The organism is Gracilimonas qinghaiensis, assembly GCF_046602855.1.
Lineage (GTDB): Bacteria > Bacteroidota > Rhodothermia > Balneolales > Balneolaceae > Gracilimonas.
On sequence record NZ_JBKINJ010000003.1, the window covers coordinates 12918 to 29183 of the forward strand.

At 44.3% G+C, this 16266-nt stretch carries 9 protein-coding genes; 1 reads left to right on the forward strand and 8 read right to left on the reverse strand.

Translation table 11 applies throughout. The features are described 5' to 3' along the window. Nucleotides 1-13: 13 nt before the first annotated feature. A complete protein-coding gene (locus ACKGJO_RS14120) occupies nucleotides 14-409 on the reverse strand; it encodes a DoxX family protein (protein WP_411324107.1) in 396 nt (131 codons plus the stop codon). 636 nt (nucleotides 410-1045) lie between these two features. Between ACKGJO_RS14120 and ACKGJO_RS14125 the strand changes: the two genes are divergently transcribed. Continuing rightward, nucleotides 1046-4249: a VPS10 domain-containing protein gene (locus tag ACKGJO_RS14125; protein WP_411324108.1), complete on the forward strand. Its 3204-nt coding sequence runs from the start codon at nucleotides 1046-1048 to the stop codon at nucleotides 4247-4249. A 317-nt stretch (nucleotides 4250-4566) separates the two neighbouring features. Here ACKGJO_RS14125 and ACKGJO_RS14130 read toward each other — a convergent pair whose 3' ends face one another. The 7 genes from ACKGJO_RS14130 to ACKGJO_RS14160 form a co-directional block, all read right to left on the reverse strand. Continuing rightward, a complete protein-coding gene (locus ACKGJO_RS14130; RefSeq protein ID WP_411324109.1) occupies nucleotides 4567-6114 on the reverse strand; it encodes a M20/M25/M40 family metallo-hydrolase in 1548 nt (515 codons plus the stop codon). Nucleotides 6115-6231: 117 nt separating this feature from the next. After that, nucleotides 6232-7368: an amidohydrolase gene (locus tag ACKGJO_RS14135; RefSeq protein WP_411324110.1), complete on the reverse strand. Its 1137-nt coding sequence runs from the start codon at nucleotides 7366-7368 to the stop codon at nucleotides 6232-6234. 5 nt (nucleotides 7369-7373) lie between these two features. Further along, nucleotides 7374-7829: a Rid family detoxifying hydrolase gene (locus tag ACKGJO_RS14140; RefSeq protein WP_411324111.1), complete on the reverse strand. Its 456-nt coding sequence runs from the start codon at nucleotides 7827-7829 to the stop codon at nucleotides 7374-7376. 5 nt (nucleotides 7830-7834) lie between these two features. Next, nucleotides 7835-9124, reverse strand: coding sequence for an aminotransferase class V-fold PLP-dependent enzyme (locus tag ACKGJO_RS14145; RefSeq protein WP_411324112.1), 1290 nt, complete (start codon nucleotides 9122-9124; stop codon nucleotides 7835-7837). Nucleotides 9125-9513: 389 nt separating this feature from the next. Further along, the gene (locus ACKGJO_RS14150) at nucleotides 9514-9834 is read right to left on the reverse strand and encodes a YtxH domain-containing protein (RefSeq protein WP_411324113.1); all 321 of its coding nucleotides are present in this window, start codon (nucleotides 9832-9834) and stop codon (nucleotides 9514-9516) included. 106 nt (nucleotides 9835-9940) lie between these two features. Next, on the reverse strand, nucleotides 9941-13132 hold the full coding sequence (locus ACKGJO_RS14155; protein WP_411324114.1) for an efflux RND transporter permease subunit: 3192 nt from the start codon (nucleotides 13130-13132) through the stop codon (nucleotides 9941-9943). Next, nucleotides 13129-16257: an efflux RND transporter permease subunit gene (locus tag ACKGJO_RS14160; RefSeq protein WP_411324115.1), complete on the reverse strand. Its 3129-nt coding sequence runs from the start codon at nucleotides 16255-16257 to the stop codon at nucleotides 13129-13131. The genes ACKGJO_RS14155 and ACKGJO_RS14160 overlap by 4 nt, the downstream gene beginning before the upstream one ends. Nucleotides 16258-16266 lie beyond the last annotated feature (9 nt).

Genomic DNA, 16266 nt, shown 5'->3' on the forward strand with positions numbered 1-16266 from the left:
CAACTAGATTTAATTAATCCTCCGGTGTTTTACCAAGCATACCTTCAAGTGAGTATCCGCCTGATCCCATTATTGCAATAGCTAAGCTGGTGAGCAAAAGCATGATATCAATGCGCATTCCACTGAAACCACCATCACCGCCAAGTTTCACAGTAAGTATTGCTACCACCATTATAAAGGCCAGCAGAAGTGAAGGGAGTTCGACCTTATAGCCAACTAAGACCATAATTCCACCAATAAATTCTACCAGTGCAACTACCCAGGCCATAAATCCGGCTAATGGAATGCCAACATTGCCAAAAAATGCCTGTACGTTCTCAATTCCTGTTAGTTTCCCCCATCCTGCAACAATGAAAATTATGCCTACACCGAGACGAAGCAGTAATAACGCAAAATTTTTATTCTTCATAAATCCTCCAATTAGAGTTTAAGTGTAACATTAATCTATCCTAAATGAGTTAAATTTCAAAGAAACGTTATGAAAATGCATATAAAAAGTGCTTACAAGCAAATTAGGCAATATATGCTACCCTTATTTTTTAATATTCAATGAGATTCTATCTGACAAGTTATAAGTGAGATTTTAAATAGAATTTGCATAGAAACATATATATGTAATTATGCATTAGCGTAATTAAAAATATATTTCAAACCATAACCTGCTATGATGGTTTATGATGCAATCTAATTATCAAATTAAAAATATTTTACAGTTTTGTAATGAAAGACGCTTATGGTGAGAACCCTGTTATTTACGTTTTTCAGTTTTGCAGAAGGGCGATTACATTAGAGGCCAGAGGTTAAACCCGATGCCTCAATTATTTTGATATCATTGAATAGTAGTGAAGGATGATAATGAGACTTTTCCATAAGTTATTCGAGAGGTTTATTATCAGGCTTGCTTGTTTTAAATATTTAACCTTTTATTAGGATTGATTTAAAAATCAAATTGGTATGAGATTATCTGGCAGTTTCTCTCACCACGTATCGCGGACATTGTAAAGCTTGAACATCAATTTTTAAAATTTCAAAATAACAGGGTATTATGGTCACCATATACATGTTTAAAGACAGCATACAAAATAGAGAACCAAGTAGATACCGGTTTTTGTCTGCTGCCTGTCTAGCAGTTCTGTTCTTCATTGCAAGTTTGCAGCCGGAGAAGGTCCAGGCTCAAAAAGAGACAGATAACTATCATTACGCCACAAAAACCTACCAGGCTATGGAGTGGCGCAATATCGGCCCTTTCCGAGGCGGACGAGTTACGGCGGTATCCGGTGTGATAGGGAATTCGGATACCTATTATATGGGAGCTACGGGTGGCGGTGTATGGAAAACCACTGATGGTGGTGAAATATGGAATAATATCTCAGATGGGTTTTTTAATACTGGTTCGGTAGGGGCTATCGGTGTTTCCACATCCGATCCTAATGTTGTATACGTCGGCATGGGCGAGTCGCCTGTACGCGGTGTAACGACCTCACATGGTGATGGGGTATATAAGTCAACAGACGCCGGTAAGACGTGGACGCACATTGGGCTTGATAACACACGGCAGATCTCACGGGTACAAGTACATCCTAGTAATTCCGATCTGGTGTACGTAGCTGCACAGGGCAGTCCCTATGGGGCCAATGAAGAGAGAGGTATCTATCGCTCCGACGACGGTGGCGATAATTGGGAGCTGGTGCTTCATATTGATGAGGACACCGGTGCCAGTGACATGAGCATCGACATGACCAACCCGCGTGTAATCTATGCAGCCTTTTGGGATCACCGACGCTTTCCGTGGAAGATTCGGAGCGGAGGGCCTGGCAGCAGCATCTGGAAGACCACCGACGGAGGTGACAATTGGGAAAAATTGACTGAAGGTCTTCCAGACCTTATGGGTAAGATCGGTATAGATGTATCGCGCGCTAACAATGAGCGTGTATATGCAATTGTAGAAGCCAAAGGTAAGAAAGGAGGACTCTATCGCTCAGACGATGCGGGTAAATCCTGGAAGCTGATCAATGATGATCGCATCATTCGTGCACGGGCATGGTATTATATGCACATCAAAGCCGACCCACAAGATGAGAATACCGTTTATATCATGAATGCTCCATTTATGAAATCCACCAATGGCGGGGAGACCCTCACAGAAATTGAAGTTCCACACGGCGACAACCACGATCTTTGGATCAATCCGGAGAATAACAACATAATGATCAACTCAAACGATGGAGGCGCGAACGTCTCCTACAACGGCGGAAAGTCGTGGTCTACCCAGCGAAACCAACCCACAGCCCAATTTTACCGGGTGAATACAGACAACCGATTCCCATATTATGTATACGGTGGACAGCAGGACAACAGTACAGTGGCTATAGCTAGTCGAACCTCTGACGGCGGTATTGGCTGGAAGGACTGGTATGCAACGGCCGGATGTGAAAACGCGTACCTGGCATTTGATCCTGACGATCCAAAGCTTGTCTATGGTGGATGTTATCAGGGTATAATAAACGAGTATAACCATGAAACAGAGAAAGACAAGCTGGTTATGGCTGTTCCTTACTTGGGTCTTGGGACCAATCCTGAAGATCATAAATATCGCTTTAACTGGAATGCCCCTATCGTAGCATCCCCGCAAGATCCATCCGTTATCTATCACGCTGGTAATCATGTGCTGAAGACAGAAGATCGCGGTAACAGTTGGGAAGAAATCAGTCCGGACTTAACTAAAAATGATCCTGCAAAACTTAAAGCAGGTGGTGGACCGATTACCAACGAAGCTGCCGGTGGTGAGATCTACCATACGATCATGTACCTCATGCCATCAACCCACGACAAGGGTACCCTTTGGGTTGGGACCGATGACGGACTTGTACATATTACACGTGATGAAGGGAAAAATTGGCAGGAGGTTACTCCAAACGGCATTGAAGATGCAATGATCAACTCTATTGAAGTCTCACCGCATGACCCTGCTGTTGCCTATGTGGTAGCCACCCGTTATAAATTCAATGATTTTACCCCGTATATCTATAGAACCACAGATTATGGAAAGAGTTGGGACCGTATCGTAGATGGGATCGATGAAGAGGCCTGGGTGAGAGTGGTACGCGAAGATAAACAGAAAAAAGACCTGCTTTACGCCGGTACAGAACTTGGGATGTATATCTCATTCAATGGCGGTGGCGACTGGCAGCCATTCCAGAATAATCTGCCTATCGTACCTATCACTGACCTCCAGATTCGGAATAACGATCTGGTGGCTGCAACACAGGGGCGTGGTTTCTGGATCCTTGACGACCTGAGTCCGATGCAGCAGATCAAAGCAGAGGTGGCTAAGGCTGAACATTATCTTTTTAAACCTGGGACCACATATCAGGTAGGTGGCAGTGAGGGTGGCGATCTTAACCAGGGGAAAAACCCACCGAATGGTTCTCTGATCTATTACACTTTCATGGAAGAGCCGGATACTTCGGAAGTAGAAGTGAAGCTAGATATCTTGAATAGCGAAAATGAGATTATCAGAACCTATGCTCTCGGCAACGAAGAAAAATACGATCAACAAAATGAATCGGAGGCGTCTTGGGAAGGCTTGCCCATTAAGCAGGGCATGAACAGGCTTGTATGGGATTACAGTACTGCTGAGATGACCACGGTGCCAGGCTACTTTGTTTTTGGAAATACAGCGGGCTACCGCGTGAAGCCCGGTAGGTATACAGTTCGACTCACAGTAGATGGACAGATTTCGGAACAATCCTTTGAAGTTAAAGCCGACCCTCGTGTGGAAGTGACAGAAGGCTATGATGAACAGCAACGTTTGCTCAGTGAAATTTTCCATGCTACAGATGAGATACATATATCGGTCAACGAAATGATATCTGTCCGGGATCAGATCAACCGCCTCATCAAGGCCACAAAAGAACATCCTAAGGGTGAAGATGTGGCTAAAAACGGTGAAGCCGTTAATGAGAAAGTAACCAAGTGGATCGAAAGTGTGGTTCAGCCTAAACAAGAGACCTTTCAGGATGTGATCAACTTCCCAAATAAGCTGAACGCTCAGTTTCTTTATCTTTACAATAGCATCAACGGCACTGTACCGCCGGTGACAGAAGGTGCGAAACAGCGGTTTGGTTATCTGCAGCTGGTATGGAGGGAGCGGAAGTATGCTATGCAGACAATTCTCTCTGAAGATGTAGCCGGTTTCAATGCCTTTTTTAAAGAAAATGATATTCCTGCAGTAATTATCGGGGAATAGAATTTACCCATTAGGTTGTACCAAGTAATGTTGATGTCATCACTATTATTTATTCTTTAAATAAAGTTGGCTTCAGCACTAGTCTCAGCACTTTGATTATTGAGCGGGACGAAATCGAACTATGACCAGATGCAGTCTCTAATAACACAATCAGATTTTCTGAATACAACCAAGGCTTCTGAGTTTATTAAAATTTGATATGCAAATATGTATATAGATACTAGCATATAAATATATTAAGTAGTAATAATTAAAAGCCATCCTAATTTACTAGGATGGCTTTGTTGTAGAAATTAATAATTGAATAGAAGAACTAACTAATTACTAGTCCCATCTCTATTAGGGGTTCTTGGAGAAGGCCACTCCATTTGTTCACCTGTACGTGGATTTATAGGCAGTACGGCACGATCACGTGGGAAGGTTTCCGGGTCTTCGCTGGCCATATAGGTCATGATAGCCGTCAGGATCACGTTATTTCTTACGTCATCGAATACGATCTTGTCATAAGTATCGCGGTTGGTATGCCATGTGTAATTCCAATAGCTCCAGCTTAGGGAACTGAGTGAAAATCCGGGTGCACCGGCTGTCACAAAAGAAGCATAGTCGGAACCGCCGCCACCGGGAGTGCCGGGGAATATGGTTTCAATATGTCGGGTGATATCTCTGGGAACCGGATTTAGCCATCTTTGGATGAACTCATAAGAATGCAGGAAGCCTTGCCCCGAAATTCGTACTACACGGCCGGTACCATTATCCTGATTGAACAAAGCCTGAAGGTTATCAACGATCTCAGGGTTGTCTTCCACGAAAGCACCTGAACCGTTAAGTCCCTGCTCCTCACTGCCCCAAAGGCCAACAATGATGGTTCTTTTTGGGTTAGGATATAGTTTTTTGAGAATACGTGCTGTTTCCATCATAGTTATAGATCCGGTTGCATTATCCGTAGCACCGGTACCACCATCCCATGAATCATAATGGGCGGAAAGAATGATATACTCATCTGGCTTTTCAGTGCCCGGAATGGTTGCGATGGTGTTGAACATAGGAACATTGCCAAGGTCTTTCGATTGAGTATTTACACGTACCACTGGATCATTACCATACTCTACCATGCGATGAAGCATTCCGTAATCTTCCAGTGAAATATCCACAACAGGGATATTCTCAGTGTTGGCACTGAAGATCTTGTTGACCCCAAAACCATTTGACCACCTTGATTGAAACAGTGCAACAGCACCGGCTTCTTCCAGCTTGCTGTTCAGGTCGCGGCCATAACCGATACGGCTCAGGTTATCTCGCCATTCCTCATTCAATTGTTGGCGGGTTTCACGCATCTTTTCAAAAGATTCTTCAGTTGCGAATTCTTCCCAGTTATAGTCAGGTCGGCCGGTGATCTGTGGTTGCGAGATTAGTATGATCTTACCATCGATGGTTTTAAGCCACTCATCAAACTCAGTTTGATCTTCTACCGTGGGTAGGATCGCCAGAGAGGCGGTAACTCCACCCTCAGGTGTAGTTGGACTCCATGCAAGTTGTTGTCCTTCCAGGGATACCACACGGGGCGAGATGAGATCGATGTGTGTGATACCACGCTCCCATCCGCGCCACATTCCAAATTTTTGGTTTTCGGCTTCAATACCCCATTCGTTGAATTGTTCAACTGCCCAATCGTGAGCATGCTGCTGTTGCGGGGTTCCTACCAGGCGGGGACCGATCACATCCGTAAGCTGGTGCGCAAGATATTCGAGTTGAGAATTTTCGTTGGCTTCTTTGACGATCGCTTCCACAACTTCATCCGTACTTTGAGCTAATGAAACAGAAGTTGAAAGGATCAGTGCAAAGAAGAATAGTATCAGTCGTTTCATATTGTTTATTCTTTAATTTTGGTTATTAAGCAATATAGCTGTAAATGAAATAAATGAATCCCGTAAATAATTAATTTTACGTTTAAGACAAGAGGGGTAAGTGTTTTAAATATGAATCTAAAGCAGTCTTTTCTTGTAGATCTCAAAAAATAATTGACCGGCCGGCTCGATAAGATCGTCGGGAAAATTATAGGCCGGGTCATGGAGGTTGGGCTGATCTTCACCGGCTCCATATCCAAACTGAACACCCTTATTAGTCGCTGTGAAGTAGGCAAAATCCTCAGACCAACTGTTGGGAGATTCCATTTCTACCAGCCCATATCCCAGAGATTCTGTAGCTTCAATTACCATATTTACGCAATCAGGATTGTTGATGGTTGCCGGGTAGATCTCACCATAGCTGAAAGAGGCTTCAAGTCCCTGTGCATGAGCATGTTTTTTGATAATAGATTCAGTTTTTTGACAGAGCAGGTCGAGGTCATCATTTTCATAAGCCCGAAGGGTTATTCCCATTTCAAGATCAGAGGGTGAAACACCAAATGAAATTTCACCTAACCGCATATAGATCAGGGTTGAAATGACATGATCCGAAAATCCTTCTTCAGACCTGGTTAATGCCTGAACTTCATCAAAGATCTTCTCGGCGGCAAAATATGGGTTATTTCCTTTTTCAGGCTCAGCGGCGTGTGAGGTTCGTCCCTTTAGCTTTACCGTAATTCCGCAGGAAGCTGCAGTGAAACTTCCATCTTTTACCAAAACAGTGTTCTTCTTTACACCGGGAATGTTGTGCAGAGCAAATAGGTAATCCGGCTTGAGCCGATGGAATTCCGGAGATTCAACAACATCTTTAGCTCCTTGGTCGGTTTCCTCTGCCGGTTGGAACAATAGGATGACCTTACCTTTTTGTGGACGGTTTTCAGAGATCAGCTTTCCGAGATAGGCAATTATGGTCATGTGGCCATCGTGACCACAAAGATGAGATATTCCATCATGTGCCGATCGATAGGCCAGGTTTGGAGCCTGCTCCTGAATTGGCAAGCCATCCAGTTCACAGCGAAAGAGGATGGTCTCACCGGGTTCTTTTCCATCAAAAATGAACATCTTTCCGGTACCGGCTACATCGATCTCCTTGTCCGGTTCAAACTGCTGCATGAACTCAGAGATCCTTCGAGAAGTTTCGTACTCTTGCTTGAAAAGTTCGGGATAGCGATGGAGGGTGTGGCGAAGGTTTATAAAATCTTTCAGATCAGACATATTATTTATTTGTTTGCGGTAACCATGATCTCAACTTTGGCATCCAGCGGTATACGGCTGACTTCTACCACAGCACGGGCGGGGGGATCCTGAGAGAAATAAGTGGTGTAAATATCGTTGAAGGCTCCATAGTCATTTATATCATCCAGGAAAACTTGAGCCTTGACCACATCAGATATGGAATAACCGGCAGCTTCCAGAACAGCTTTGATGTTCTTCAGGGTTTGATGAGTTTGTGATTCCAGATCATCAGCTACCAGTTTACGGGATTCAGGAATTAGTCCGATCTGTCCTGAGAGGTAGAGAGTGTTACCGGATCGTACGGCCTGTGAATACACACCTTCTGAAGCCGGAGCCGGTGCATTATCAGTTCTAATGATCTCTTTAGGTTGAGAAGATGATTCTGTTTTAACGCAGGAGATCGTTAAAAATAAGGGTATTAATAAAAGCAGGTATCTCATATTGTTTAAACTTTGTTGATCTGTTGTTTCATAGCTGATGTAAATCGGGCAATTTCCTCATGGGTCGTATAAACATTTGGCGTGATCCTGATGCCCTTGAATTGATCGTGAACAATGGGTGTGGTGATAATTCTATGTTCATTCCACAATGCACTGTTCAGTTCCCCCGGTTCAAGTCCCTTGATCTCTACCGTTGCAATACCACAGGCATATTTAGGATCACGACTGGTATGAAGTACTACCTTATCGCCATCCACTATCTCATCGATCCAGAGATCATTGAGATATTTAAGTCTTGCTTCTTTTCGTTTTGAACCGATTCCTTCGTGGAAGGTCAAAGCTTCTCCGATGGCCAGATAGTTTGCTGCAGGGTGAGTGCCAATTTCTTCAAACTTGCGGATGTCTTCATCCTGTGCTTCAGCTGCTGCCATCAATGGCCATAGGTCTTTGATCTTATTTTTTCTCACGTAAAGAAGCCCGGTACCGTGCGGAGCAAAAAGCCATTTGTGCAGGCTGCTTGTGTAGTAGTCACAGTCCAGATCCTCATGCTTGAAATCAAAATGAGCGTAAGCATGAGCTCCATCCACTATAACCGGAATGCCTTTCTTCCGGGCCATCTGTACCACTTTTTTGACCGGCAGTATCTGTCCGGTCAGATTGACGACATGGCACATCAGGATCAGTTTCGTATTTGGAGTGATGGCTTCTTCAATTAGGCGAACGATCTCTTTGTCATCTTCCGCGGGAACCGGAATGCTGATCTGGTTTAGCTTGATTCCCTCCCGCCGTTCACGTTGCAAAAAAGTATTTATCATGCGCGGGTAATCCTGATCAGTGGTCAAAACTTCATCACCGGCTTTCAGGTCAAATCCAAACTGACAGATCTGAAGGCTTTCGGAGGCATTCCTTGTGAGAGCGATCTCTTCGGCATCAACGCCAAAGTTACGGGCAATGCGCTGCCTGACTCCTTCCCTCCGTGGTTCCAGAATGCGCCACATATTGTAAACCGGAGCCTGATTCGAAAAATCCAGATGCTTTTTCATAGCGGCTTGCACAAAATCGGGGGAAGGGCTAACCCCACCATTGTTCAGGTTGATGAGGCTTCGGTCAACGGTAAATGCCTGCTGAACCCTTGCCCAGTAGTCTTCATTCTGTGCAATATCGGATGCAGATCCTGTAAATTGCTTGAGATCTTCGGTGATCTCCCTCGCTTTAAGTGGACTGAATAAGACGCCGGCACCTAATGTGGCGGCTGCGGATCCAATTTTTTTCAAAAATTGTTTGCGTGACTCCATTTTCCGAATGTCTTGGTTACAGGATATCAGGAATTAGCCAAAGACGGGCAAAAATGCAAGGTGTAAAAATAAAGGCAAACAACATTTAATATTCGTTGCGGTGCTAGGCTCTACAATGCACCAATGAAAGCTATGCCTCAAATTAATAAGAAAGGCTTAATATTACTATGGGCGCTAACATCCATAAATTGTAAAAAGTATAATATCAGACAGCGCTGTTAGGGTTATATAGTATGATTCAGAGCCTCCATGATACCGGAGCAACAGAAAGAGGAAAAGGCGCGGAATCAGAATAAACTGTAAAAGGCAGTATTAATTTAATTCATGCCATAAAAAAGTCCCTGACAAATAAATGCAAGGGACTTCAAGCTTGTAAAATGTTTAAGAGATCAGCCTTTTTTCTTAGCTGACTCTTCCTTAGCTGTTTCAATGGATTCCAAAAGCTGTTCGGCTTCAGCGATGAGGCCTTCTGCTTTTTCTTTGGCATCCAGCACTACTTTGTCACCCTTATCTTTAGCTTCTGAAACCAAGATCTCTTTTTCATCTTTCAACTGTTCGATCAAGTCGTTTAACTCGTCGTAGTATTCGGTTAATTTATAAGATAGACGATCCCGGGTATTTTTACCTGAATCCGGTGCGTAAAGCAGAGCAAATACGGCTCCAACAAGTGCTCCTGATACTATTCCTGAAATAAAATCTGATTTACTCATAATATTTCTCCTTTTTGTTATTTAAAACAAGTATAGGCAGAACAAGTTCCAATTTCCATATGTACGATAGGTATTTAGGGGGGATTTTACTTCTTTGTGCTTCCGGTCAGGCTTTTATAGCCTCAGGTTTCCTTCTCCTGAATAATTCCCTGAACCATTCGATGGTCATACTCAGTGAAACAGATAGTACAGGGGTGATGAAAAGGGTTAGGAGTGACCCGAATAACAGGCCTCCGATAACAGCTTTAGCCAAAGGTGACCACGTTTCTGCACCTGAACCTAACTCCAGGGATAGTGGGATCATAGAGCAGATCGTGGTAATAGCTGTCAATAAAATTGGACGCATTCTTCTTCGGCAGGCTTCCAGGATCTCCTTAAGCAGTTTGGAATTTTTGACTGTTGGTTTTTCTTTCCAAAAGAAAACCGGAATAAAAAGGTTCTTCCAGCTCACTGATTTACGGTTCAATAAATCATAATCCATGCCTTTGGTATAAAGGTGCATGTAATCAACCAAAACGATCCCATTGTTGACGATGATACCAACCAGCATGAACATCCCAATGTTGGCGGTTGTACTCAGTGGGTCGCCAATCAGGTATAGGTAGGCAAGTGCTCCGAACATGGCGAGTGGAATACAAAGCCAGATCACAAATGGGTCCCTGAAATTTTCAAATAATGAGGCCATGATCATGAACATCAGGATCAGAGCGGCAAGCAGGGCAAACCCGAATTCGGCCTGACCTTGCTGAGTTTCAGCTGTCCCCCCTGTAAACTCGTATCGGTAGCCGTCAGGTAAAATGATCTCAGATTCAATAAAATTTCTGATCACACTTTCGTATTCCAGGGCATTACCCTGAACCTGAATATTTACGTCCAATACCGTTTCACGGTCTCGGCGCTGGAAGGAATCTACACCGCGAACCGGGATAAACTGACCAACAGCTGAGACAGGAATTCTCTGGTCCTCAAACTGAAATACCTCGAGATCAAAAAGTTCTTCGCGGCTTGTGAGTTCCTCCTTCTGAGTTCTAACTTCGATGGGGATCTCACGTCCTTCATTGATAAAATAACCGGCCTGATTACCCAATGTCTGCGTACGTAAAGCACTGGCTATTGTATTTAAGTTGGTTCCAAGTATCGCGAGCCTTTCACGGTCTGCAATAAAATGGAGCTCAGGGGTTGGATCGGTTCGGCCATTATCAACGTCTATTACTGTGGGATCATCCATCAGATTGGCTTCGATCTCTTGTGAAATGGCGAGCAGCTGTTCGATATCAGCACCAATAAGGCTCAAGCGAATAGAGTTTCCACCGGAATCCCAGCCACGGCCAAAGCGCAACCCACCGCCTTCTACGCGAACTCTAACATCAACACCAGGAGAGGTCAATTCCTGACGCAGTTTAGCTGCAAAGTCGGTACTGCTGATGTCTCTCTGTGTTTCAGATACCAAAGTGAGACTGATCTCACCGCGGTTACTGTTGCTGCTCCAGCGGCTGCGGCCAATATTGGTGATAATGGTCTCAACTTCAGGCATTTCATCCACACGACGGCTGAATTCATCCAACACATCAGCTGTGCGAATCAGCTGACTTCCTTCAGGTAAGCTAATGTTTACGTCGATCTGACCGGAATCTGCTTCCGGGAAGCCTGATTTTTCAATGTTTGTGTACAGCATAAAAGTACCACCCGCGATCAGTATCATTGAAGTTAGAGGAATCCATTTATGCTGGAATAACCATGAAAGGGAATCAGTATATAATTTTTCAAGTTTCGAGATTCCTTTAAAGGCCAGATTCTTGCTGTTGAATTGTTTGGCATCCAGTGCAAGAAGTGAGATCACCGGTACCAGGATGATAGATGAAAGGAATGAAAAGCCAATGGCAAAACAAATGGCATAGGCAAACTCTCTAAAGAAAGCCCCTTGTGTTCCTGAAATAAGGATAATGGGAACAAATACTCCAAGTGTGGTAAGAGTTGAACCGAGCAGTGCTCCTATAACTTCATTGGTGCCTTTCAGGGCAGCATCGAACCTGGATAAGCCTTCCTCCAGCTTTCGGGCTATACTTTCAGTTACCACGATCGAGTTATCGACCAAAAGACCGATAGCAAGAGCAAGAGCTGAGATAGTTAGAATGTTCAGAGTCAAATCGGCGGCGTACATAGCCGCAAATGTGGCAGCAATGGAAACCGGGATGGTTGAAGCCACCACCAGAGAAATCCGCCAGCCACCCATGAATACGAGGATAACTAGGATTACGACAACAAGTGCTGCTAATGCAGACTGAGATAGATTATTGATGGAATCTTCAATGGTTTTACCTTCATCAGAAAGTACACGCAGGGTTATACCGGGTGGGAGGATCTCATTGATCTCAGGAACCATTGCCTTTACTTCGTTAACGACATCGAGGGTATTGGCGTCAGAATTCTTTTGCACCTCAACAGAAACACTATTCTTTCCATTAACTTTGACCAAAGAGGTGATATCCGTAAAACCATCAGATACATCGGCAACATCGTTTACGCGAATGGGAATACCATTTTCAGACATTCTTATGATGGTATTCTTTATTTGATCTACTGTTTCATAAGTTGATTCAGCCCGAATACTGTAATTGATCTTTTCTGATATAACATTACCTATAGGAAGCTGTACGTTATTTGATCGAAGTGCTCCTTCAATATCCTGCGGTACCATGTTGTATTGAGCTAGCGACATTGGGGAAACATCCACATAGATCCTGCGCTCTAAACCACCCTGAGTTTCAGCGGATGCAAGTCCTTCAATGCGTTCCAGTCTCGTTTCAACCAACTCAAGTCCGATGTTTCTAAGTTCGTCAAGCCCTCTATTATCAGCATCTATACTGAGTCGCATGATTGGCCTGTTCTCCGGATCGAACTGAAAGATCACCGGTTCCCGTGCTTGTTGTGGTAGGTCGCCACGGATCTGATCGATAGCTTTCCGAACTTTTAGTTCGGTTTTTCGTATATCTGATCCGTCACGTAATCGAAGAATGATAAACGCACTGCCACGGCTGACGCGTGCTTCCAAAGTTTCAATGCCTTCAATAGCAGATAAAGCACCTTCAATTGGATTCACAATGATCCGGTTGATGTCTTCCGGAGCTACATTATTATATCCGGCTGAAACTGCCAGAACAGGAATGTTAAAAGAAGGGTATAGGGTAACTTTTAGGTTGGTGAGTGAGAATACACCGAAACCTATTACGATCAGGGTCATCATAATGACTGTGATCGGGCGTTTTAAAATACTGCCTGCTACTGAGAATTTTTTCATGCGAGTGCCTCTTGGGTTTTAGCCAGTGGATCTTCTTTATGAACCGCATCAAAACCTAGTCGTTCCACCAATCCGTTGATGATATTGTAAAAACAAGGTACCACAAACAACATCAGAAGTGTACTCATGGTCAAACCACCGATCACGGTTCTGGCCATTGGGCTCCAGGTTTCGGAACCGGAACCAAGTTCTAGAGCCAGTGGCACCATGGAAAGAATGGTTGTAAATGCTGTCATTAAAATTGGGCGTAAACGCCGTGTAGCACCATCAACAATAGCCTTTTTACGATTTAAGCCTCGCGCTTGCAATATCTTGATGTAATCGATCATCACAATACCGTTGTTTACCACAATACCGGTTAGTAGAATTAAGCCGACCATGGAGGTAACACTGATGGATGTGCCGGTTATCCATAGCATTACTAAAACACCGGTCAAAGCCAGGGGAATAGTTAAAATGATAATGAAGGGTTCGATCAGGCTTTCAAACTGTGATGCCATGACCATATAGGTTAAAATACCTGCGATCATGAAAGCGAACATCAGGTAGCTAAAAGATTCGGATTGTTCCTCAGCCGTTCCGGAGATCTCATATCTGTATTCATCCGGCCAGTTAACCTGATCAAGAGTTGAACGAGCCCGGTCAGAAGCCGCAGCAAGATCGATGCCGGCAAGTTCTGCTGTCACTTCAGCAACACGTTCCTGATCAATTCTGAGTACATTCGTTGGGCCCGTGAATCTCTCCACTCTGGCCAGGTTCTTTAACGGCATCCAATCACCGGCGGGTGTCTGGATCTGAATGTTAGCCAGGTCCACAGACTGTGATTTATCCTTAGGATCCAATTCAACCACTACTTCAAATTCGATGCCCTGATCTACAAACGATGTAGCTACGTTTCCTTTCACTGCGTTACTGACAGCACTTGCGACCTGATTGGTCGTCATACCGACCCGTGAGATCCTTTCGCGGTCCATTATCAGCCTTAGCTCAGGTCGGCCCTGATCCGCTGAACTGAAAACATTGTTGATGCCATCAATATTAAGGAGCCTTTCTTTTACGCCTTCTGCCAATTCTTTTTTGGTCGCGGCATCGTAACCAAATATCTGTACGATCAGACCGTTTTCACCGTCCGGGCTTAACGGATCAATGATAACTTCCTGAATTTCTACACCCGGCACAATTTTCAGTTGTTGCATTAGATCGCTGGTGATATCTGCCTGCGAGCGCTCTCGCTCACCCTGAGGCACTAGCTCAACCCGTACAGTCCCGGTAAACCCACCCGGATCATCAGCTCCTTCAATACCTTCTTTATCACCATAATCAGATACAACAAGTCTGGCTTCAGGTACTTCCTGACGTACTATAGATTCAACTTGTCCCATGGATCTTTCCAGTTCAAAAAGGTTAACACCGGGTTCGCGTTGTACTTCGAGCACAAAAGCATTTTCATCGACACGAGGGAAGAATTCACCACCGATCACATAAAATAGAGGTACACTTGCAACAAACAGGATGAAGGCTGCCAAAACGATCAAGCCGCTTTTGTCGATCACTTTTTGAAGCTGACTGTTATAGGTGTTTTCAAGCTTTTGAAGCAGGTCTCCAAAGTAGTTTGCTATCTTATTATTGGCGCTGATATTTTGAGCAGATTCCCTGTAAAACTGAGAGGCCATCAGAGGGATCAGCGTTAAAGCTACAAAGGTTGAGACGATCAGGGAAAATGAGATCGTTAGTGCGAGGTCGCGAAACAGGAATCCTGCAATACCGGGTACGAACAAAATAGGAAGGAAAACCACGAGGGTTGTCAGTGTTGACACGATGATGGGAACAGCCACTTCCTTAGCCCCACTCACAGAAGCTTCGTCGCGATCAGCTCCCTGCTCACGAAAGCGGAAGATATTCTCAAGCACCACCACGGCATTATCAACTACCAATCCAACCGCCAGTGTAAGTCCGGAAAGAGAAATGATATTCAAGCTCAGATCAGCCAGATCCATCACCATGAAAGTGGTGATGATCGAAACCGGAATTGAGATGGCAATGATAGTGGCAGATCGCCCACTTCTGAGGAAAACGAGCAGTATCAAAACAACCAGAAATATAGCCTGAATACCGGTCCAAAGCAGATTACTGATCGACTGTTCAATGAAATCAGCCTTGTTAGTGAGTACACTCACTTCAATATCGGCCGGTAAAGTGCTACGGATCTCATCCAAACCATCAACCACGGCATTTGCTGCAGTTACTACGTTGGCATCACTTTGACGGTAGACATTTAGCACGATACCATCTTCACCATTTACCCGAACATTACCTATAGGTTGTTCGATGCCATCTACTACATCAGCGATATCTTTCAGTAACAGTGGCTGTCCCTCTCTCACTGTGATGATCGTATTTCGTATCTGATCAACATTCTTAAACTCACCAAGTGTGCGTAGAGAGTAGTTTGTATTACCCTCGGTTAGCTGACCGGCCGGAACCTGAATATTTTCCTGTTGCAGCTTTTGAGCAATTTCAGCAATACTGATGTTATAGAGCCGCATCTTTTCATTATCGATACGGACGTTTATTTGTCGCTCAAGCCCACCGGAAGTTTCTGCCGAAGCAATGCCATTAGTACGTTCGATTCGTTGCTCAAGGACCTGTTTAGAATAAGTTCGGAGCTCTCGGGCACTTCGTGCATTTGATGTGAGAGTGAGAACGACAATAGGTTCCTGATTTGGATCATATGAAAAAACGAGAGGAGTTTCAGCATCATCCGGGATCGAGCGTTCTACAAAACCAAGTTCCTTACGAACATCATTTTCGGCTTTATAAAGATCGGTTCCCCATTCAAAATTCAGTTTTACAACAGATGCACCCTGACTAGAAAGTGAGCGCACTCTGCGAATTCCGCTGATACTGCCTACAGATTCCTCAATAGGTCGGGTGACAAGAGTTTCAATGTCTTCAGGTGCTACACCTTCGTAGCTTGTATACACCGTTATGGTAGGGAATGAGACATCAGGATAAAGGTTCAGCCTCAGATTTTGAAGTCCGAATAAACCGAATCCAAGCAGGATCAGCGTGCCCATTAAAAACGTGATCGGACGGTCTACCGCCAGTTTGGATAAAGATCCCATTATTTCCTT

Bases quoted from the DNA above. Each gene is read 5' to 3' on its own strand.
- ACKGJO_RS14120 (WP_411324107.1), bottom strand. From the start codon at position 409: ATGAAGAATAAAAATTTTGCGTTATTACTGCTTCGTCTCGGTGTAGGC.
- ACKGJO_RS14140 (WP_411324111.1), bottom strand. From the start codon at position 7,829: ATGAGATACCTGCTTTTATTAATACCCTTATTTTTAACGATCTCCTGC.
- ACKGJO_RS14150 (WP_411324113.1), bottom strand. From the start codon at position 9,834: ATGAGTAAATCAGATTTTATTTCAGGAATAGTATCAGGAGCACTTGTT.
- ACKGJO_RS14135 (WP_411324110.1), bottom strand. From the start codon at position 7,368: ATGTCTGATCTGAAAGATTTTATAAACCTTCGCCACACCCTCCATCGC.
- ACKGJO_RS14160 (WP_411324115.1), bottom strand. From the start codon at position 16,257: ATGGGATCTTTATCCAAACTGGCGGTAGACCGTCCGATCACGTTTTTA.
- ACKGJO_RS14145 (WP_411324112.1), bottom strand. From the start codon at position 9,124: ATGGAGTCACGCAAACAATTTTTGAAAAAAATTGGATCCGCAGCCGCC.
- ACKGJO_RS14125 (WP_411324108.1), top strand. From the start codon at position 1,046: ATGGTCACCATATACATGTTTAAAGACAGCATACAAAATAGAGAACCA.
- ACKGJO_RS14130 (WP_411324109.1), bottom strand. From the start codon at position 6,114: ATGAAACGACTGATACTATTCTTCTTTGCACTGATCCTTTCAACTTCT.
- ACKGJO_RS14155 (WP_411324114.1), bottom strand. From the start codon at position 13,132: ATGAAAAAATTCTCAGTAGCAGGCAGTATTTTAAAACGCCCGATCACA.